Origin of the sequence: Yersinia kristensenii (genome assembly GCF_900460525.1) — a bacterium.
GTDB lineage: Bacteria > Pseudomonadota > Gammaproteobacteria > Enterobacterales > Enterobacteriaceae > Yersinia > Yersinia kristensenii.
This window is the reverse complement of sequence record NZ_UHIY01000001.1, coordinates 1,805,962-1,825,500: the sequence shown is the minus strand read 5'-3', so window position 1 is coordinate 1,825,500 and position 19,539 is coordinate 1,805,962. Positions and strand designations below refer to the sequence as shown.

Genomic DNA, 19,539 nt, shown 5'->3' with positions numbered 1-19,539 from the left:
TCGCCCGGTCAATTTTAAATTGCCACATTGATTGTGGCATTGGCGCGCTATCTATATAGCATATGAATTTCTTACGGTTTCAATGACGCCATATCAATCACAAAGCGGTATTTCACATCACTTTTCAGCATACGGTCGTAAGCGTGGTTAATATCTTGAATATTAATCATTTCTATATCTGAAGCAATGCCGTGCTCAGCACAGAAATCCAACATTTCCTGTGTTTCGGCGATACCGCCAATGCAAGAACCCGCGACCGAACGCCGCCCCAAAATCATCGGTAAAGTGCTCACCATCGGGCTGATATCCCCGAGGAAACCGACAAACACCAGCGTGCCATTGACATTCAACGTCGGCATATAGGGGTTGATATCATGCACATAAGGCACAGTATCAATAATCAAATCAAACTGCCCTTTGGCGGCAGCCATTTGAGCATCATCGGTAGATAAAACAATATGATGCGCACCTAAGCGGCGGGCATCCGCCTCTTTATTGGGGGAGCGGGTAAAGAGTGTCACTTCAGCACCGAGCGCATTAGCCAATTTCAAGGCCATATGCCCCAACCCACCCAGCCCCACTACCGCCACTTTGCTACCCTTTCCGACCTTCCAATGGCGCAGCGGTGACCAAGTGGTGATACCCGCACACAACAGGGGAGCTGCCGCTTTCAAATCTAAGCCGGTAGGCATTTTAAGCACAAAATCTTGTGATGCAACAATGGCTTGTGAATATCCGCCATAAGTTGGCTGATGGTCATGGCGGTCAATACCATTATAGGTTTGCACATTTCCTTCTTCGCAATATTGTTCTAATCCTTGCTGACACGGATTGCAGTGTCGACAGGAATCCACCATACAGCCAATACCGGCAAAATCGCCCACTTTAAACTTCGTGACATCCTTACCCACCGCCGTAACGCGCCCCACCACCTCATGACCGGGAACAATAGGATAGGAGCTGAATCCCCAGTCATTACGCGCCTGATGCAGGTCTGAATGACAAACACCGCAATAGAGCACCTCCATCACCACATCATCTGGCCGAGGATCGCGACGGGTAAACTCAAAGGGGGCTAGAGGAACTTTTGCTGATGTAGCAGCATAACCGAGCACTTTCATTGTCATGGTGTATCTCCGGAATCATAAACACTGCGATTTGTAACTCGATAAACCTTAAAGAAGACCAAGGTAAACTGTATAACTGTAGACGCTGCATTTACATGTAGTAAATAAGTCATGTCTATCTCAGCTTGTAACTCATTATTATTTGCTACACATAAAACACAATTTCAGTTTTTATTTGCCTGATTCATCATTATCCCTTACCTTTTTGAGCTTATTGCCAAATTGATATTGGCAAATGGATGAATAAGGGATGATATGGCAACAGGATACTGGATAGTCAAAGGTGACAAGACCAGCTGTGGCGGGATAGTGCATGAGGGGATGCCGGAGAGAACATTTGCTAATCATCCGGTCGCAGTGAATGGCAGTAAAGTCTCGTGCGGCAAACACCCCGGCAGTTACAGCGTGGGGGGAGGACATCCGGGCGAGATAGTGTATGGGCATTACGTTGCCAGCACGCTGTATAGCCGCTCAACCTGCCCATGCAAGGCGTTTTTTATTCCGTCACAAACGTGGGCATCTCATGGCCCTTATCAGGGAGGACAACCGCAAGCCACCTCTTCTCGCGCAGCGGTAGATTCGCCGGTGGCCGAGCCCCAGCAGTTCGCCCAGTCAGCCAAAAAATCAAATCTTCCCCCCTACCTCACGGGTGAAAAACCATCTTCTGAATTTGTACCGGATTATTCAGTCTTGCGGAATACCCATACTCTACCGGATGATGCCTTACGTGCTATGTTGGCGCGAACCAATCAAGATGTGATGCTACTGACTCTCTCGGAGAGTTTGGAAGTGCTCCAATCATGGGGTTGGAAAAACACCAAAACAGCTTGGGTGGAAACCACTCAATCCGATGTCGGGCAAGTGATGGTTAATTACGGTGTCAATGGAAAGGATGTTGTCACCACCTCGATGATTATTGCTCGATTAGGTGACTTCGGTATTAAAGCTACCGTCTACGTTAATCATAAAGGTACTGAGTTAATAAAACTGACGGGTTATGCTGGTGTCAGGAAAGTATTAACCGCGCCGGTATTTGCATTAAAGAATCCCAAAGTGGTTGATTTAGGTATCGGTAAATATGGGCTAAAAAACTCTATTGTCAGTGGTGCGCGGGTTACATTTTATGTAGCAGCCGCTTACCGAACGCTTGATTTTATATTGAACGATGCAACGTCACTGGCTGAGTTTATCGGTTCCTTGGCAACCGATGTGGTGAAAATAGGTATTTCTTCTGCTATTGGTTGGGGAGTTGGGGGGGCTGCTGTTGCGTATATTCCTTTCATTTCAGCCCCATTAGTGGTTGTTGTTGGTTTTGGTTTGTTAGCTGCGTGGGGATTAAATAAACTTGATAGTAAATTTGGAGTCACGGATAAAGTTGTTGCGTACATTGAGGCTGCGCAGCAAGAGTTTGTAGAGAAAGCGCGAGAGATAGAGCAAGGACTCTGGGATTTGGGAGCTATGTATGCTGATCAGATGCTCGATAAAGGTAAGGAAGTTATTGAATCTGAAATAAAGAGATATTTCAGAGATACTATCAATAATGTAATCCCGAGGGTGTATTGATGTTGATAATAAGGCTTAAGGCCATTGCCGCCTTTTTTCTTTTTTTTATAATTGGATTGGGAGTGTTTTACTTTTCAATTCAAGAACTGATTGAGTACTTTAAGTTTCATGATGTGATAATATATTCTTGGATGGACTGTTTTGCCTTATTTTTCTCTTTTGTTGTTTTCCTTTTTTCTATATATCCCATTCATGTTGCTTTTTATGGTGTGCCTCTCCCACCGGATAAATCAAAGGGTACTTATAAAACAGTGCTTGTTTTTTTTGCTGTATCATTGGTAATACCTATTATTTTCTCTTTTATTTATGTAAGCAAAATAGAGTCTAAAGGATATATTCCGTGCCAAGGTACACCATCAGGATGGATGCCGGGAATGGCAACTAAATATGTAACGAGTGAAGATTTGTGCTTGAAAAAATCGGAGTGAAACACTTTTCTCTCGTGTATATATCACGACAACAAAAACCCCGCCGAAGCGGGGTCATGTGGAATGAGTGGAGTTGACCGGTAAGCCGGGTTCTGTCGTGGACAGTCATTCCTCTAGGCCAGCAATCACTCACTGGCTCAAGCAGCCTACCCGGGTTCAGTACGGGCCGTACCATGTGAACCCCTATTTGGCCTTGCTCCGGGTGGAGTTTACCTTGCCACGAACTGTTGCCAGCCGCGCGGTGCGCTCTTACCGCACCCTTTCACCCTTACCTGATCCCACTTGCGCGGGCCATCGGCGGTTTGCTCTCTGTTGCACTTGTCGTAGGCTTGCGCCTCCCAGGCGTTACCTGGCACCCTGCCCTATGGAGCCCGGACTTTCCTCCCCTTCACCTGTCTCCCCCGAAGGGGACGGCAGCGAAGCGGCGACTGTCTAGTCAACTCCGCGGCGGATTATAGTCACATTAGCCCTGAATGTCATCTTCCGACTGCAACAAAGATTCAAGTTGAAATAGTGTAAAGCTGAGCATTAATAAATTTACATAAATTTTCTTTTGAGTCAGTAACATAGAATGTGTTTGTCGGCTACGATTAAATACAGCCACTACCCGATTGAATATCGTCACTACCACGACAGTCAGCATAATTCACGATTTTATGCTGGCTGGGGAGTTCTACCATGAAACGTTCTGTCGGTTTTATCTTCCCGATAATTACTGTTGCACTATTAAGTGGTTGTGTCGTCGAACCGGCGCGATATGCAGAACCGCAGGTGTATGTCGAGCCGGGCGTAATGGTAGAACCCAATGTCGTTATACCGCCGAGAGTTGTCTATGTCGCGCCACATTATCCAAGGCCCGCACCAGGCTATGAATGGCGCTATCGTGAAGGGCATAACTGGGGGTGGTACCACCCACAATATGGCTGGCACCGCCGCGGCTGATTAAGCGCCCTGAGGCAAACTCTGGCCTCAGGGGATGACTTATTCTTCGTCGTCACCCTGCTCTTGAGCATCTTGCTCCAAAGCATGCTTATAAAGCGCATTCTTTTTCACACCATGGATTTCTGCGGCCAGGGCCGCCGCTTTTTTCAGCGGTAACTCTTTTTGTAACAACGCCAGAGTACGCAAGGCGGCAGCTGGCAGTGCATCATCAGCCTGTACTTTATGGCCTTCGACAATCAAGACCATTTCACCACGGCGGCGGGTTTCTTCTTCCTGAACCCAAGCCAGTAACTCGCCAACTGGCGCGCCGTGGATAGACTCCCAGGTTTTGGTGAGTTCTCTGGCCAGTACCACATAGCGTTGTGGGCCAAGTACAGTTACCATGTCCTGTAAACTTTCTAACAAGCGATGGGTTGATTCGTAGAAGATCAGGGTTCGAGGTTCCTCAATCAGCGCTTGCAGAGTATCCTTACGTCCTTTGGTTTTCGCAGGCAGGAAGCCTTCGTAGCAAAAACGATCTGAGGCAATACCGGCGGCCGAGAGAGCGGTAATCGCCGCACATGCGCCCGGCAATGGCACCACTCTGATGCCAGCTTCACGGCAACGGCGCACTAAATGGTAGCCCGGATCGTTAATAAGTGGTGTGCCTGCATCTGAAACCAGTGCAATACTCTGGCCTGCTTGCAGTTTCGCCAGTAAATGATCGGCTTTTTGTTGTTCGTTATGGTCATGAAGTGCAAATAGGCGGGCGTTGATCGCGAAATGTTGTAACAGCAACCCTGTATGACGTGTATCTTCTGCCGCAATCAAATCAACGCCTTTCAGTACCTCTAACGCCCGGTGGGTAATATCCCCTAGATTACCGATTGGGGTAGGTACCACATAAAGCGTAGATGCAGAAATCACTGCTCGATCGTGTTGATTCATTGTTTCATCCGAATTACCGATTTAATATTGAGCATCTTGAAAAAAACATCACTGGATACAGTATGCTTTCCTCAACATTCGTTCGTTCCAAAGCAGGGCTCGTCCCTGTTGTGCTGGCTGCTTTAATACTGGCAGCCTGTTCAGGCAGAGCACCACAGACGCCGCCCGTCAATATACAGGACGAAGCCAGCGCTAACTCTGACTATTATCTGCAACAGTTGCAACAGAGCAGTGATGATAACAAGGCTAACTGGCAATTACTTGCCATTCGTGCCCAGTTACGCGAAGGGAAAGTCCCTCAAGCGGCAGAACAACTTGGAACTTTGCCCGCTGACCTGAATGACACACAGCGCCAGGAACAGCAATTACTGACCGCAGAATTGCTGGTTGCTCAAAAAAATAATCCTGCGGCTGCTGATGTTTTAGGCAAGTTGGATGCCGGGAAGCTCTCAGCCAATCAACAAGTGCGCTTCTATCAAGCACAGATTGCCGCCAATCAAGGCAAAGCAACTTTGCCGTTGGTGCGTGCATTCATTGCTCAAGAACCTCTGCTCAGTGATAAAGCACATCAAGATAATATTGATGGTACCTGGCAAGCTCTGGCCCAGCTCACCCCTCAAGAATTGAATAACATGGTGATTAACGCGGACGAAAATGTTCTGCAAGGCTGGCTGGATTTGCTACATGTGTATCAGGATAACAAGCAAGATCCTGACCTGCTGAAAGCCGGTATTAAAGATTGGCAAAATCGTTATCCGCAAAATCCGGCGGCAAAAAATCTGCCAACAGCATTAACGCAAATCAGTAACTTCAGCCAGGCATCTACGGCGAAAATCGCCTTGTTGCTGCCATTAAGTGGCCCGGCACAAGTCTTTGCCGATGCTATCCAACAAGGTTTTACTGCCGCACAGAATGGCTTGCCAGTCAACGCCCCTGCTGCTGTAGAGCCCGATGCAGCAGCAAGCACGCCAACAGAGGCCGCGGCGACACCGGTTACAGATGTGGCTACACCAGCGCCAGCACCTGTTGCCACCAGCAATGCACAGGTCAAAGTCTACGATACCACTACTCAGCCGATTGCCGCTTTGCTCGCACAAGCCCAGCAAGATGGCGCGACATTGGTGGTTGGCCCGCTGCTGAAGCCCGAAGTTGAACAACTGAGCGCGACCCCCAGTACACTGAATATTCTGGCGCTGAATCAGCCGGAAGTCAGCACCAACAGCCCGAATATCTGTTATTTCGCCCTCTCTCCTGAAGATGAAGCCCGCGATGCCGCGCATCATTTATGGAGCCAGGAAAAGAGAATGCCGCTGTTGCTCACCCCGCGTGGTGCTTTGGGTGACCGCATCGCCAAGGCCTTTGCAGAAGAGTGGCAGAAGCAAGGTGGTCAGACGGTATTGCAACAAAACTTCGGTTCTACTACGGAGTTAAAACAAGCTATCAACAGTGGCGCGGGCATCCGCCTGACCGGTCAACCGGTTAGCGTTTCAAACGTACCGGCTGCTGCTCCGGCATCCGTCACTATTGCTGGCCTGACCATCCCTGCGCCGCCAGTCGATGCGCCGGTAGTTTCAACCTCTGCCGGTGGTAACATTGATGCGGTCTATATCATTGCGACACCTGCCGAGCTGACACTGATTAAGCCGATGATTGATATGGCGACCAGCACCCGCAGTAAACCGGCGCTGTTTGCCAGCTCACGCAGCTATCAAGCGGGTGCAGGCCCGGATTACCGCCTGGAGATGGAAGGCATTCAGTTTAGTGATATCCCACTGATGGCGGGCACGAACCCAGCTCTGATGCAACAAGCGGCAGCCAAATTTGCCAACGACTATTCGCTGGTGCGTTTGTACGCTATGGGCATTGATGCATGGACATTATCGAATCATTTTGCTGAAATGCGCCAAATTCCGGGTTTCCAGGTCAGCGGCACCACCGGTGATTTAACGGCATCAGCCGATTGTGTTATTACCCGCAAACTGCCTTGGCTGCAATACCGCCAGGGCATGGTCGTACCCGCGGCGTAAAGCGATTTAGGTGACAAATCTGTCTGGAACAGATTTGAACGCTGCTTGCAGCGGCCTCGCAGAGGCGATGCCCATGGACGGGCCGAGTAGTGAATGTAGCTAACACCCCTGCAACTTCAAGGACGAAGTGTATTCCCCAAGTCATTGGAGATTGCAGGTAGGCAGCAAATGAGCGAATCCCGATGAGCTTACTCAGGTAAGCGATTCGGGTGAATGAATGTAGCTAACACCCCTGCAACTTCAAGGATGAAAGGTATTCCCAAAGTCATTGGAGATTGCAGGTAGGCAGCAAATGAGTGAATCCCGATGAGCTTACTCAGGTAAGCGATTCGGGTGAATGAATGTAGCTAACACCCCTGCAACTTCAAGGATGAAGGGAATATGAGCCAAAGGAATACTGGCACACACTACGAAAACCAAGCCCGCAGCCATCTTGAGCGGGCAGGTTTAGTGTTTGAGGCGGCAAATGTCACCTATCAAAGTGGTGAGATTGACCTTATTATGCGCGACGGAACCACTTGGGTGTTTGTTGAAGTACGCTTTCGCCGCAATGCCCTATTCGGTGGCGCTGCCGCCAGTGTCACTTACCGCAAGCAACAACGGCTACTCCGGGCCGCCACCCTTTGGTTGGCACAGCGAAATGCCTGTTTTGCCACAACATCGTGCCGTTTTGATGTTTTTGCCATCACTGGTAGTCAGTTAGAATGGCTACCAAACGCTTTCAATGCGGATTGATGATTTTTCTCCGGTTTATACCGGCTATGACATTATTAAGTAGGTTAAATCAACGTGCTGGATAGAATCAAAGGTTGTTTTACAGAAAGTATTCAAACCCAGATTGCCGCGGCTGAGGCTCTGCCGGATGCCATATCCCGTGCAGCAATGACGTTGGTTCAGTCACTGCTCAACGGCAATAAAATTCTCTGCTGCGGTAATGGGACTTCTGCGGCTAACGCACAACACTTTGCGGCTAGCATGATAAACCGTTTTGAAACAGAACGGCCTAGCCTGCCTGCTATTGCTTTAAATGCTGATAATGTCGTGCTGACGGCGATCACTAATGACCGCTTGCATGATGAAGTCTATGCCAAACAAGTGCGCGCGCTGGGTCATGCAGGCGATGTTTTGCTCGCTATTTCCACTCGTGGCAATAGCCGTGATATTGTGAAAGCGGTCGAGGCCGCCGTCACCCGTGATATGACCATCGTCGCGCTTACCGGTTATGATGGCGGTGAGCTGGCGGGGTTGTTAGGTCAGCAGGATGTTGAAATCCGCATACCTTCGCACCGTAGCGCTCGGGTTCAAGAATTACACATGCTGACAGTGAATTGCTTGTGTGACTTAATTGACAACACTCTATTTCCTCACCAGGACGATTAAAGGAGCAAGAATGAAAGTTGGTTATATTTTTGCCATGCTATTCAGCGCCCTGCTATTACAAGGTTGTATCGGTGCTGTGGTGGTTGGCAGTGCTGCCGTTGCCACGAAATCTGCCACAGACCCGCGCTCTGTCGGCACTCAGGTCGACGACGGCACACTTGAGGCCAGAGTCGTCAATGCGCTGAGCAAAGATCAGCAGATAAAAAGCCAAACACGCTTTGTCGTGACCGCTTATCAAGGGAAAGTTTTGCTAACCGGGCAATCGCCAACGGCTGAACTGTCTAACCGAGCCAAACAAATTGCGACCGGTGTTGATGGTGCCACAGAAGTGTATAACGAAATGCGCTTGGGTAAACCGGTCGATCTATCCACGGCGTCCATGGATACTTGGATCACCACCAAAGTCCGGTCACAATTACTGACCGCAGATTCGGTGAAATCTTCCAATGTGAAAGTCACCACGGAGAATGGCGAAGTGTTCCTTTTGGGTCTGGTGACTCAGCAAGAAGGGCAATCAGCCGCTCAGATAGCCAGTCAGGTGAGTGGCGTTAAGCATGTGACCACCGCGTTTACTATTGTGAAATAACTCAGTCGGTTAAAAAGATAAACCCTATTCATGGGCCGGGAGAAATCCAGGCCCATTTTTATCTATCCAAAACATAAAACCATTAATCTAAATCATTTGCGTGTATGAATTCTTTGCCCCCCAATTGCCGCATCTGGCGCAAAATCCACTGCTGGCGGGAAATAACATAACCTGATGGCGCATTCACTTTAAAACGCAGTGGATTGGGCAGAACTGCGGCTAATAGGGCGGCTTCTGATGCGCTCAATTTACTGGCCGGTTTATTGAAGAAATGGCGAGCAGCAGCTTCTACGCCAAAAATACCCTCGCCAAATTCCGCGATATTCAGATAAACCGTCAGGATGCGCCGCTTAGTCCACACCAACTCAATACCGGCGGTCAAGCCCACCTCCAGCCCTTTACGCACCCAGCTCCGTCCATCCCATAAAAACAGATTTTTGGCAGTTTGTTGCGATAAGGTGGAGGCACCACGGATACGATTCTGATTGCGCTGATTGTGGGCTAATGCCGACTCAATGGCACCGACATCAAACCCCCAATGCTCAGGGAATTTTTGATCTTCCGCCGCCATCACCGCCAGCGCCATATAAGGCGAAATTTCATCCATCGGCACCCAATCAGAATGAGCAACATATGAGAAATCGCCCGTCAGCCAAGCCCCGAGCTGCCTTTCAATCATGACCATGGAAAACGGAACCGGCAGAAAAGCAAAAATCAAAATACCGGCCAACCACAGAGCAGCAAGGCCAATGATGCCCCGCTTACCCCAATACCAAAGCCAATTTAATCCGCGACGAACTGAAATCATTCGGTTAAATCCAGCACCTTCGCCACCAGCTTATCAATTCCTTTTGCTGCTTCGGAAATTGACGCCGCCAACATATAGGCCGGAGTTGTGACCACTTTATTCTCTGCATCGACCACCACATCATCAGCAGGGCAAATAACATGTTGCCCCCCCATAGCTTCAATTGCATCAATGGTGTCGGGATCGTTACCAATTGTCAGGCGAACAGGTTTCCCCAGCAGCTTTGGCAACATCACAGGCGAAATACACATAAACCCAATTGGTTTGCCGGCCTTATGCATTGATTGCGTAAGTTTATATAAATCCGGATCTATGGAACATTCAGAACCCTTAATTGCAAAATCGCTAAGGTTCTTTGCCGCTCCAAAGCCACCAGGAACAATAAGGGCATCCAAGTCATCTGAATTGGCGACAGAAAGCGGCTTTATCAGGCTACGGGCAATGCGCGCAGACTCAGCTAAAACATTGCGTTGCTCATGGGATTCTTCACCCATAAAATGATTAATAACATCGAGTTGTGGCTTATCTGGTGCGAAGAATAAAACACGAGCTCCAGCACGATCCAATGCTAATATAGTTAAGACAGATTCATGTATCTCTGTGCCATCTAAAACACCACATCCACTCAGCACGACACCGACTGTTTTCATCACACCTCTCCTTTTCTCACGCTGTCAATTGCTTAACTCGTTCTAGTAACAAAGACCAATCTCTATCACATATTTTAATGAATCTTGTAACAAGAGCGCTTACATTTGCTATGTTATTGCTTGTATGATGTATGGACGAATCCTTACAACCTGCGAATCCACTCGAAATCGAAATTATTATGCCCTAAATAATTCGAGTTACAGGAAGGTGGCAACTGAGCGAATTCCCAAGAGTCTACTTACTTTAAGGTCAACGACCAGTAAGTAACTGGGGTGAACCAAAGAAGCCAACGCGTATGTAACTTGAAGTATGACGGGGATCGCAGGTTAACGATTTCCCTGGTGTTGGCGCAATATTCGCGCACCCCGGCCTCGGTCGGGGTTATTTTTTTTCAGCGGTCGCTGCCCACTCACGTAACACTTGAACATCATTGCGCCATTCTGATTTTAATTCATCGACCCAATCTTGCACGTTATCCCACCATGCTGGCAGTGTCGGTGTCTGAATTTGCTGTGCAAGCTGCTGGATATGGCGTAACCCCACGGAGCCCGCCGCCCCTTTAATTTTATGCGCTTCTTCCGTAATACCCTGCTGATCCCGTGCAGTCATGTTTGAATCCAATACCGCCAAATAACCCGGCATCATTTGTTCAAACATTTCAAGGCTTTGATGGATTAATTGTGGGCCAACCAAATCGATGTATTGTTCCAGCATGGCAGTATCAAGTAACGATTCATGGGTTTGCATCACTTTAAGTTCCTGTTTTTTAGCGGCAGAAGAAGGCTTATGATCCCAGAATTGCTTAATCATGGCCGTGAGCGCGGGCACCGATAACGGCTTACTCAGCACATCATCCATCCCGGCATCTAAATATTCTTTTTTGTCTTTCAGCACGTTAGCAGTCAAGGCCACCAATGGCGGTAAAGATTGCTGGCCATAATCAGCCCGAATTTGACGGGCGATATCCAACCCACTCATATCCGGTAGCTGAATATCCAGCAGCACTAAATCGAAATCATCCGGTTTGAACATCGCCAGCGCATCATGGCCGTTCATCGCCACCTCAACACTGTTGCCCAGTTTTTCCAACACCGAGCGCGCGACAATAACATTCAGCTCGATATCCTCCACCAGCAAGATATGAAGAGCGGGTAGCGGGATATCTTCGCCTGATGGCGTGCTGGACGCGGCCTGCACGGCGGGCGCTTTAATAGTCAGGGTAAAGCATGAACCTGCTCCTTGGGCGCTTTTCACCGTGATATCCCCCCCCATGCTTTGGGCCAGGCGTTTAGACACCGCCAGCCCAATGCCTGTTCCGGTCGCCGGACGGCCGCCATTGCTGTCTTTCACCTGATAATACATGGCGAAAATCTTATCTTGTTCATCCTCAGGAATGCCCATCCCTGAATCTTCCACTTCAAAAATCAAGCGGTCAGTATCTTCACGCCGCACCCGCACCACAATTTTACCTTGCTGAGTAAACTTCACCGCATTACCAATCAAATTCCACAGGATTTGGCGCAAGCGGGTGCCATCGGTAATGATTTTTTCCGGCAAGGGCAACTGCGGTTCCATAATGAATTTCAGCCCTTTCGGCTGCACCAACAAACCAGAAAGGTTTTCTAAATCCGCCATAAACCCAGTAAAATCAATTGGTTGATTATCCAACTGAACTTTACGTCGCTCCAACTTATCCATCTCAATGATATCGTTGAAGATATTCCCGAGGGTGATAGCACTGACGTGAATGGTTTTCAGGTATTTTAGTTGCTCGCTGTCTAATTCGGTATCTAACAAGATGCGACTCAGGCCGACAATGCCATTAAGCGGCGTGCGCAGCTCGTGGCTGATAGTTGAGATAAAAGTCGTCTTATCCCTACTGGCATTCTCCAGCGCGTCCTGGTAGCGCTTGCGTTCGGTTATATCGCGCCCGAAGCCCATTAATCCATGACGCTTACCAACACTGTCGTAAAACGGCACTTTCCGCAATTCAAAGCAAGCTTTGCGGCCATCGGGGTAAACCAGCCACTGCTCATAAGTTAGCGAAACATTGTGGCGGAAAACTTTCTCATCGGTTTCCATCACTTTCTCAGCAATATCCGGCGCATAGACCTCTTTAGGGGTCAGCCCGACCAGTTGCTTCTCACTTTTGCCGGTCAGCAGCTCCATCGCCCGGTTACAGCCAGAGAACTCATTATCTTCGTTACGGTAATAAACCAAATCCGGTGAAGCATCCAAAAAAGAGCGCAATAAGGCCGACTGCTGCCCTAACTCAACCTGCGCCTGTTCACGGTGGCCCATCTCTTCTTTCAGTTTGTCGACCACTTGAAGGTGGGCTTTCTCTGCTTTTTCGCGCTCAACAATTTCTTGATTAAGTTGAGCAATATTTTCTGTCAGTTGCTTATTCAGCTCCAAATCGCGATAACGCATCACTTCAAGCTTATCAACCAACCGTGATAAGCGCTGGCGTGACTCTTCCAGTTGTTCAACCACCACCGACAGGAAATACACCGCCCAAGGGGTTATCAGCAAACCAAAGAAAATGGAACGCACCAGATCAAGGGTTTCCACCGAGCCACTCAATACCAATGTCACCGCCATCTGAACCACCATGGCCAGCAACACCAGCACAGATGCCAGTAGCAGCGAGAAGCGGACCAGCCCTAACTTAACCATTAAATCAACGTAGTACTGGGCTAATACCCTGATTTGCTTCATAGCAACCCCTGTCTGTGTTTATCTGATAAATCATACCGCAAAACTGGATTGAGATAAGGTGGCTTGCTTAGAAGTGTGGAAAAGATTGCAAATCACAATAAGAAATTGTGTGAGAAACAAGGTGGAAAGTAAAAACTTACGGCGTAGCGAGCTAAGTCAGACTGGGTGCGTACAGCGCGGAAAAACCGGAGCGTACACGCAGTACGTGAGGATTTTATTCGCTACGCTCCCCTGCGGGCCGCCCTAAAGGGCGTTCAAAATGCATGCATTTTGTGAGCACTGTACAATCTCAGTATGACGACGCGCAGTAGCCGATCACAGGGCAGAGGCTTGCCCGCCATGGGCCAGCATATAACTATTCAACTCATTCATGCCGGTCCAGCGATTCGCACACCATAATGGCGCAAGCAAAGTCGGCCTGCGGGCACTGGCAGAAATCCGGTGATAGACAATGTCGGCGGGGGTATGGCGGATCATTTCACCGGCGGTCAGCACATACTCTTCCAATGCCAGTTCCGGCAAACGCCCCGCCCGCCATGCTTTGGCCATGATACTGCCCTCGACGATATGCAGCGGGTGCAGTTTTATCCCATCAACACCGCTTGCCGCTACTTTCTCCAGAGTTTCCATGCATTGCGCCTGATTCTCACCGGGCAAGCCGACAATCAAATGACAACACACTTTCAGCCCTCGGGCACGGGCGCGGCGGGCGGTTTGCTGGTAACAAGCAAAGTCATGCCCACGATTAATACGTTTGAGAGTTTTATCATTCGCGGTCTGTAGCCCCAACTCCAGCCAGACTTCATAACCTTGCTGATGATAAGTACTCAATAAATCCAACACCGCGTCCGGCACACAATCGGGCCGGGTTCCGACACACAAACCGACAATGTCAGCTTCAGCCAAAGCTTGCTCATACATCGCCGCCAGCGCATTGACCTCTGCATAAGTACTGGTATAGGCCTGGAAGTAGGCCAGGTAGCGTTTTGCCCGATTGGCTTTTTTTGCTTGTTCCGCCAATTGCTGTGCAATGCCCTGCTGCTGCATTTGTTCGTCGGCAAATGAGGCCACATTACAAAAAGTGCAACCGCCGCGCCCCAGAGTTCCATCACGATTAGGGCAGCTAAACCCGCCGTGTAGCGTGAGTTTATGAATTTTTTCACCATAGCGGCGCTGTAAATCCGCACCAAACATATTGACTAATCGCTGCAACTGCATAATCTTGGCACTGCCTGTCAAAAAAGAGCTTTAGGCTACCCGCTAGCGATGTCATTCGCGATGACAGAGATCAACTCCCAAGCCCTTGGGTGCAGCTGCGCATAACCATTCACTATAAATGCAAATAAAATCACTTGACCGATGATTAAATTTTCTTATTTCCACCCAGCCCTTAGCGCTTCTGTTACAATTCAATGAAAAATAGTTTTAAACACCAGAAAATATATAAAATCCAGCTTATAATTCTACAATCCCCACCAGCACTAGCATGGTGCAGCGATTTGTCGATTGCACTATAGTGAGACAGCTCACACTTTAGTATCTACCTCATGGTGCATTGAGCAGGGTAAAAACAGCAATAAATTTATATTTATCATTACGATAAACCCTATTATTACATTAACGATATATCTTAAGCCTATATTTGACCTGAGTATTCTTTCTCGCTAAGTTGGAAGTCCGCTGGAAGCTTTCTAGACGGGCAAACGTCTAGTCATAATTATGCAGTAATTTAAGACTCCCTCTTAAAACAAGTCTTATACCACTTGTGAGAACCGTCACAAGAGGCCATTGCCGGAGGGCGGAAAAGCAGATTTACCGCGAAATACGCGGCTGTCAGCTAACCCCGTCTGATATCAATAGGTCTTTCTGGAGTCGGTTTGTGAGAGTCTCGCAGAGCCTGGGGAGGTTCACTGATATGTTGTACGATAAATCCCTTGAGAGGGACAACTGTGGTTTCGGCCTAATCGCCCACATAGAAGGCGAACCTAGCCATAAGGTCGTGCGTACCGCTATACACGCACTGGCCCGAATGCAACACCGTGGCGCGATCCTTGCTGATGGCAAGACCGGCGACGGTTGTGGTCTGCTATTACAAAAACCGGATCGTTTTTTCCGGATGGTCGCTGAAGAACGCGGATGGCGTTTGGCCAAAAACTATGCCGTCGGCATGATGTTTCTCAGTCAGGACGAAGAACTCGCCAAGGCAAGCCGCCGCATTGTAGAAGAAGAATTGCAAAACGAAACGCTGTCGATTATCGGCTGGCGTGAAGTGCCGACCAACCCGGATGTTCTTGGTGAAATCGCCCTCTCCTCCCTGCCTCGGATTGAACAAATTTTTGTGAACGCCCCTGCTGGCTGGCGTCCACGTGATATGGAACGCCGCCTGTTTGTGGCGCGTCGCCGTATTGAGAAGCGCATTGCAAATGACAAAGATTTCTACGTTTGTAGCTTCTCAAACCTGGTCACGATCTATAAAGGCTTATGTATGCCTGCGGATCTGCCGCGTTTTTATCTGGATTTGGCTGACCTGCGTATGGAGTCGGCTATCTGCCTATTCCACCAGCGCTTCTCAACCAACACCGTGCCGCGCTGGCCACTGGCTCAGCCATTCCGCTATTTGGCGCACAATGGCGAAATCAATACTATCGCCGGTAACCGCCAATGGGCACGGGCACGCGCTTACAAATTCAAAACGCCATTAATCCCCGATTTGCAGGATGCGGCCCCTTTCGTCAATGAGACCGGCTCGGACTCCAGCTCACTGGATAACATGCTAGAGCTGTTCCTCAGCGGCGGGATGGATTTGATCCGTGCTATGCGCCTGTTAGTGCCGCCAGCCTGGCAGAACAATCCGGATATGGACACCGACCTGCGCGCCTTCTTTGACTTCAACTCCATGCATATGGAGCCATGGGATGGCCCGGCTGGGATTGTAATGTCAGATGGCCGCTACGCCGCCTGTAACCTTGACCGTAATGGTCTGCGCCCTGCGCGCTATGTCATTACCAAAGATAAACTCATCACCTGCGCCTCTGAAGTCGGTATCTGGGATTACCAGCCCGATGAAGTCATCGAAAAAGGCCGTGTTGGCCCCGGCGAACTGATGGTGATTGACACCCGCAGCGGTAAAATTCTGCATTCCGCCGAAACCGATAATGACCTGAAAAGCCGCCACCCGTATAAAGAGTGGATGGAAAAGAACGTTAAGCGCTTGGTGCCGTTTGAAGATCTGCCGGAAGATCAGGTGGGTAGTCGCCAGTTAGATGATTCGACACTGGAAACCTATCAGAAACAGTTTGGTTACAGCAGCGAAGAGCTGGATCAAGTGATCCGCGTGTTGGGTGAAATTGGTCAGGAAGCCACCGGCTCAATGGGTGATGACACCCCGTTTGCCGTGCTTTCCAGCGGCCCGCGTATTATTTACGATTACTTCCGCCAGCAGTTTGCGCAGGTCACCAACCCGCCAATTGATCCATTGCGTGAAGCACATGTTATGTCACTGGCAACCAGTATTGGCCGTGAAATGAACGTATTTTGCGAAGCCGAAGGTCAGGCGCACCGTCTGAGTTTCAAATCGCCAATCTTGCTGTACTCCGATTTCCAGCAGTTAACCACGTTGGAAGGCGAACACTACCGCGCTGATCGGCTAGACCTGACCTTTAACCCGGCTGAAACAGATTTGGAACAAGCAGTGCTGGCCTTGTGCGAAGAAGCCGAGCACAAAGTGCGTGATGGTGCCGTGATGTTGGTGCTGTCAGACCGTGCTATCGCCCCTGACCGCCTGCCGGTACCGGCTCCGATGGCGGTCGGCGCGATTCAGACTCGCTTAGTCGAAAAAAATCTGCGCTGCGACGCCAACATCATTGTGGAAACCGCCAGCGCCCGTGACCCGCACCACTTTGCGGTATTGCTCGGTTTTGGTGCGACCGCGATTTACCCTTATTTAGCTTATGAATCATTGGCTAAATTAGTTGATAGCAAGGCGATTGATAAAAAGTATCGCGATGTGATGCTCAACTATCGCAACGGCATCAATAAAGGGCTGTACAAAATCATGTCCAAAATGGGCATTTCGACTGTCGCCTCATACCGCTGCGCCAAACTGTTTGAAGCTGTTGGTTTGCATCGTGATTTGTCTGATTTGTGTTTCCAGGGCGTGGTTAGCCGTATCGGCGGAGCCAGTTTCAGTGATTTCCAACAGGATTTACAGAATTTGTCCAAACGCGCCTGGCTGAAACGCAAGCCACTGGATCAAGGTGGATTACTGAAATTTGTCCACAACGGCGAATATCACGCGTACAACCCAGACGTAGTCAGTACCTTACAAACTGCGGTTCACAGCGGCGAATACAGTGACTATCAGGTTTATGCCAAGCTGGTGAATGAGCGCCCAATCGCCACACTGCGCGATCTGTTGGCCATCAAACCACAAGGCACCCCGATCCCGGTGGATCAGGTTGAACCGGCTGAATCACTGTTCAAGCGCTTTGATACTGCCGCCATGTCCATCGGCGCACTGAGTCCGGAAGCCCATGAATCACTCGCCATCGCCATGAACAGCCTCGGCGGGTTCTCTAACTCCGGTGAGGGCGGCGAAGACCCGGCGCGTTACGGCACCAATAAAGTGTCCCGCATCAAGCAGGTGGCGTCTGGCCGTTTTGGTGTGACACCGGCGTATCTGGTGAATGCCGATGTTATCCAAATCAAAGTGGCGCAAGGGGCAAAACCGGGTGAAGGCGGCCAATTACCGGGTGATAAAGTCACGCCGTATATTGCCAAACTGCGCTATTCCGTGCCCGGTGTGACCTTGATTTCTCCACCGCCGCACCATGATATTTACTCAATCGAAGACTTAGCTCAGTTGATTTTCGATTTGAAGCAGGTCAATCCGAAAGCCCTGATTTCGGTAAAACTGGTGTCTGAGCCGGGTGTCGGCACCATTGCCACCGGTGTGGCGAAAGCTTATGCCGATTTGATTACCATTGCCGGTTACGACGGCGGCACTGGTGCCAGCCCACTGTCTTCAGTGAAATATGCCGGCTGCCCGTGGGAACTGGGGCTGGTGGAAACCCAGCAAGCGCTGGTTGCCAATGGCCTGCGCCATAAAATCCGCCTGCAAGTGGATGGCGGCCTGAAAACCGGCGTCGATATTGTTAAAGCGGCGATTTTGGGTGCGGAAAGCTTCGGTTTCGGTACTGGCCCTATGGTGGCGCTGGGTTGTAAATACTTACGCATTTGCCACCTGAATAACTGCGCCACCGGTGTAGCCACCCAAGATGAGAAATTGCGTCGTGATCATTATCACGGCTTGCCTGAGCGTGTGGTGAACTACTTCCAGTTTATCGCCCGTGAAACCCGTGAAATCATGGCTGAATTGGGTGTGAGCCAACTGGTTGATTTAATTGGCCGTACTGACATGCTGCTGGAGCTTGATGGCATTTCAGCGAAACAAAATAAACTGGATCTGTCGCCAATGCTGAAAACAGCTACGCCGCATCCGGGTAAGGCACTGTATTGCACCGAAAGTAATCCTCCGTTCGATAAAGGCATATTGAACAAAGAGTTGCTGGCGCAAGCTGAACCACACATTGAAGCCAAACACAGCAAGACGTTTTACTTCGATATCCGCAACACTGACCGCTCAGTGGGCGCAGCGTTGTCCGGCGCGATTGCCACCAAACATGGCGACCAAGGCCTGGCAACCGACCCTATCAAAGCTTATTTCTCCGGTACTGCCGGTCAGAGCTTCGGGGTGTGGAATGCGGGCGGCGTCGAACTGACCCTGACGGGCGATGCCAACGACTATGTCGGTAAAGGCATGGCGGGTGGCCGCATCGCCGTGCGCCCTCCAGTCGGTTCCAACTTCCGCAGCCATGAAGCCAGCATTGTCGGCAACACCTGTCTGTATGGTGCCACTGGCGGCAAATTGTTCGCCGCAGGCCGGGCTGGCGAGCGTTTTGCAGTGCGTAACTCCGGTGCAATTACCGTGGTTGAGGGTATCGGCGATAACGGCTGTGAATATATGACAGGCGGAATTGTCTGCGTACTGGGCCGCACCGGGATTAACTTCGGCGCGGGTATGACCGGCGGTTTCGCTTATGTCCTTGATGAAGATGGTGAATTCCGTAAACGCGTTAACCCTGAGCTGGTCGAAGTGCTGGATGTCGACCAACTGGCAATCCATGAAGAGCATCTGCGCGGCCTGATTACTGAACATGTTCAGTTGACAGGTTCTAGCCGTGGTGAAGAGATTCTGGCTAACTGGCCGGAATGGGTGACCAAGTTTGCTTTGGTTAAACCGAAATCCAGCGATGTGAAAGCACTGTTGGGCCACCGTAGCCGTTCCGCAGCTGAGCTGCGGGTTCAAGCGCAGTAAGGGGTT

Annotated in this window: 14 protein-coding genes and 1 other RNA gene; 8 read left to right on the top strand and 7 right to left on the bottom strand. The window is 49.8% G+C overall.

Annotated elements, in window-relative coordinates; all coding sequences use genetic code 11:
* Positions 1–71 precede the first annotated feature (71 nt).
* The gene (locus DX162_RS08410) at positions 72–1,127 is read right to left on the bottom strand and encodes an NAD(P)-dependent alcohol dehydrogenase (RefSeq protein ID WP_032820582.1); all 1,056 of its coding nucleotides are present in this window, start codon (positions 1,125–1,127) and stop codon (positions 72–74) included.
* Positions 1,128–1,382: 255 nt separating this feature from the next.
* Here DX162_RS08410 and DX162_RS08405 point away from each other — a divergent pair, with 255 nt between their 5' ends.
* Positions 1,383–2,690, top strand: coding sequence for a PAAR domain-containing protein (locus DX162_RS08405; protein WP_004391993.1), 1,308 nt, complete (start codon positions 1,383–1,385; stop codon positions 2,688–2,690).
* The gene (locus DX162_RS08400; RefSeq protein ID WP_098081076.1) at positions 2,690–3,118 is read left to right on the top strand and encodes a DUF1240 domain-containing protein; all 429 of its coding nucleotides are present in this window, start codon (positions 2,690–2,692) and stop codon (positions 3,116–3,118) included. Before DX162_RS08405 ends, DX162_RS08400 begins: the two co-directional genes overlap by 1 nt.
* Before the next feature lie 65 nt (positions 3,119–3,183).
* Here DX162_RS08400 and rnpB read toward each other — a convergent pair.
* Positions 3,184–3,562: RNase P RNA component class A (gene rnpB / locus DX162_RS08395), an RNA gene on the bottom strand.
* Between the two features lie 234 nt (positions 3,563–3,796).
* Here rnpB and DX162_RS08390 point away from each other — a divergent pair.
* A complete protein-coding gene (locus DX162_RS08390; RefSeq protein ID WP_004391995.1) occupies positions 3,797–4,060 on the top strand; it encodes a hypothetical protein in 264 nt (87 codons plus the stop codon).
* A 39-nt stretch (positions 4,061–4,099) separates the two neighbouring features.
* On the opposite strand, the gene rsmI is transcribed toward DX162_RS08390, so the two are convergent.
* Complete coding sequence (gene rsmI, locus DX162_RS08385; RefSeq protein WP_032820583.1) at positions 4,100–4,987, bottom strand: 16S rRNA (cytidine(1402)-2'-O)-methyltransferase; 888 nt, start codon at positions 4,985–4,987, stop codon at positions 4,100–4,102.
* A 62-nt stretch (positions 4,988–5,049) separates the two neighbouring features.
* Here rsmI and DX162_RS08380 point away from each other — a divergent pair, with 62 nt between their 5' ends.
* The 4 genes from DX162_RS08380 (at position 5,050) to dolP (ending at position 8,980) form a co-directional block, all read left to right on the top strand.
* Positions 5,050–7,014 (top strand): penicillin-binding protein activator, encoded by a 1,965-nt coding sequence (locus tag DX162_RS08380; protein WP_032820608.1) that lies wholly within the window; start codon positions 5,050–5,052, stop codon positions 7,012–7,014.
* A 381-nt stretch (positions 7,015–7,395) separates the two neighbouring features.
* The gene (locus DX162_RS08375) at positions 7,396–7,749 is read left to right on the top strand and encodes a YraN family protein (RefSeq protein ID WP_004391998.1); all 354 of its coding nucleotides are present in this window, start codon (positions 7,396–7,398) and stop codon (positions 7,747–7,749) included.
* Between the two features lie 54 nt (positions 7,750–7,803).
* Positions 7,804–8,394, top strand: coding sequence for a DnaA initiator-associating protein DiaA (gene diaA / locus DX162_RS08370; RefSeq protein ID WP_004391999.1), 591 nt, complete (start codon positions 7,804–7,806; stop codon positions 8,392–8,394).
* 10 nt (positions 8,395–8,404) lie between these two features.
* Positions 8,405–8,980, top strand: coding sequence for a division/outer membrane stress-associated lipid-binding lipoprotein (dolP, locus tag DX162_RS08365; protein WP_004392000.1), 576 nt, complete (start codon positions 8,405–8,407; stop codon positions 8,978–8,980).
* Between the two features lie 82 nt (positions 8,981–9,062).
* Here the strand turns inward: dolP and mtgA are convergent, their stop codons facing one another.
* From mtgA to mnmL, 4 genes are all read right to left on the bottom strand, one after another.
* Positions 9,063–9,788 (bottom strand): monofunctional biosynthetic peptidoglycan transglycosylase, encoded by a 726-nt coding sequence (mtgA, locus tag DX162_RS08360; protein WP_032820585.1) that lies wholly within the window; start codon positions 9,786–9,788, stop codon positions 9,063–9,065.
* Complete coding sequence (gene elbB, locus DX162_RS08355; protein WP_004392002.1) at positions 9,785–10,438, bottom strand: isoprenoid biosynthesis glyoxalase ElbB; 654 nt, start codon at positions 10,436–10,438, stop codon at positions 9,785–9,787. The genes mtgA and elbB overlap by 4 nt, the downstream gene beginning before the upstream one ends.
* A 382-nt stretch (positions 10,439–10,820) precedes the next feature.
* Positions 10,821–13,157, bottom strand: coding sequence for an aerobic respiration two-component sensor histidine kinase ArcB (gene arcB / locus DX162_RS08350; protein ID WP_115155853.1), 2,337 nt, complete (start codon positions 13,155–13,157; stop codon positions 10,821–10,823).
* A 315-nt stretch (positions 13,158–13,472) separates the two neighbouring features.
* Entirely contained in the window at positions 13,473–14,375 is a 903-nt protein-coding gene (mnmL, locus tag DX162_RS08345) for a tRNA modification radical SAM protein MnmL/YtqA (protein WP_004392005.1), read from the bottom strand.
* 697 nt (positions 14,376–15,072) lie between these two features.
* Between mnmL and gltB the strand changes: the two genes are divergently transcribed.
* Positions 15,073–19,533 carry a glutamate synthase large subunit gene (gene gltB, locus DX162_RS08340; RefSeq protein ID WP_032820586.1) on the top strand — a complete coding sequence of 1,487 codons (4,461 nt, stop codon included), beginning with the start codon at positions 15,073–15,075 and terminating at the stop codon, positions 19,531–19,533.
* Positions 19,534–19,539: the final 6 nt, after the last annotated feature.

What these genes read in the sequence shown, in the direction of transcription:
- DX162_RS08380 (WP_032820608.1), top strand. Translation starts at nt 5,050, where the DNA reads ATGCTTTCCTCAACATTCGTTCGTTCCAAAGCAGGGCTCGTCCCTGTT.
- DX162_RS08390 (WP_004391995.1), top strand. Translation starts at nt 3,797, where the DNA reads ATGAAACGTTCTGTCGGTTTTATCTTCCCGATAATTACTGTTGCACTA.
- elbB (WP_004392002.1), bottom strand. Translation starts at nt 10,438, where the DNA reads ATGAAAACAGTCGGTGTCGTGCTGAGTGGATGTGGTGTTTTAGATGGC.
- DX162_RS08410 (WP_032820582.1), bottom strand. Translation starts at nt 1,127, where the DNA reads ATGACAATGAAAGTGCTCGGTTATGCTGCTACATCAGCAAAAGTTCCT.
- dolP (WP_004392000.1), top strand. Translation starts at nt 8,405, where the DNA reads ATGAAAGTTGGTTATATTTTTGCCATGCTATTCAGCGCCCTGCTATTA.
- DX162_RS08405 (WP_004391993.1), top strand. Translation starts at nt 1,383, where the DNA reads ATGGCAACAGGATACTGGATAGTCAAAGGTGACAAGACCAGCTGTGGC.
- DX162_RS08400 (WP_098081076.1), top strand. Translation starts at nt 2,690, where the DNA reads ATGTTGATAATAAGGCTTAAGGCCATTGCCGCCTTTTTTCTTTTTTTT.
- DX162_RS08375 (WP_004391998.1), top strand. Translation starts at nt 7,396, where the DNA reads ATGAGCCAAAGGAATACTGGCACACACTACGAAAACCAAGCCCGCAGC.
- mnmL (WP_004392005.1), bottom strand. Translation starts at nt 14,375, where the DNA reads ATGCAGTTGCAGCGATTAGTCAATATGTTTGGTGCGGATTTACAGCGC.
- gltB (WP_032820586.1), top strand. Translation starts at nt 15,073, where the DNA reads ATGTTGTACGATAAATCCCTTGAGAGGGACAACTGTGGTTTCGGCCTA.
- arcB (WP_115155853.1), bottom strand. Translation starts at nt 13,157, where the DNA reads ATGAAGCAAATCAGGGTATTAGCCCAGTACTACGTTGATTTAATGGTT.
- rsmI (WP_032820583.1), bottom strand. Translation starts at nt 4,987, where the DNA reads ATGAATCAACACGATCGAGCAGTGATTTCTGCATCTACGCTTTATGTG.
- mtgA (WP_032820585.1), bottom strand. Translation starts at nt 9,788, where the DNA reads ATGATTTCAGTTCGTCGCGGATTAAATTGGCTTTGGTATTGGGGTAAG.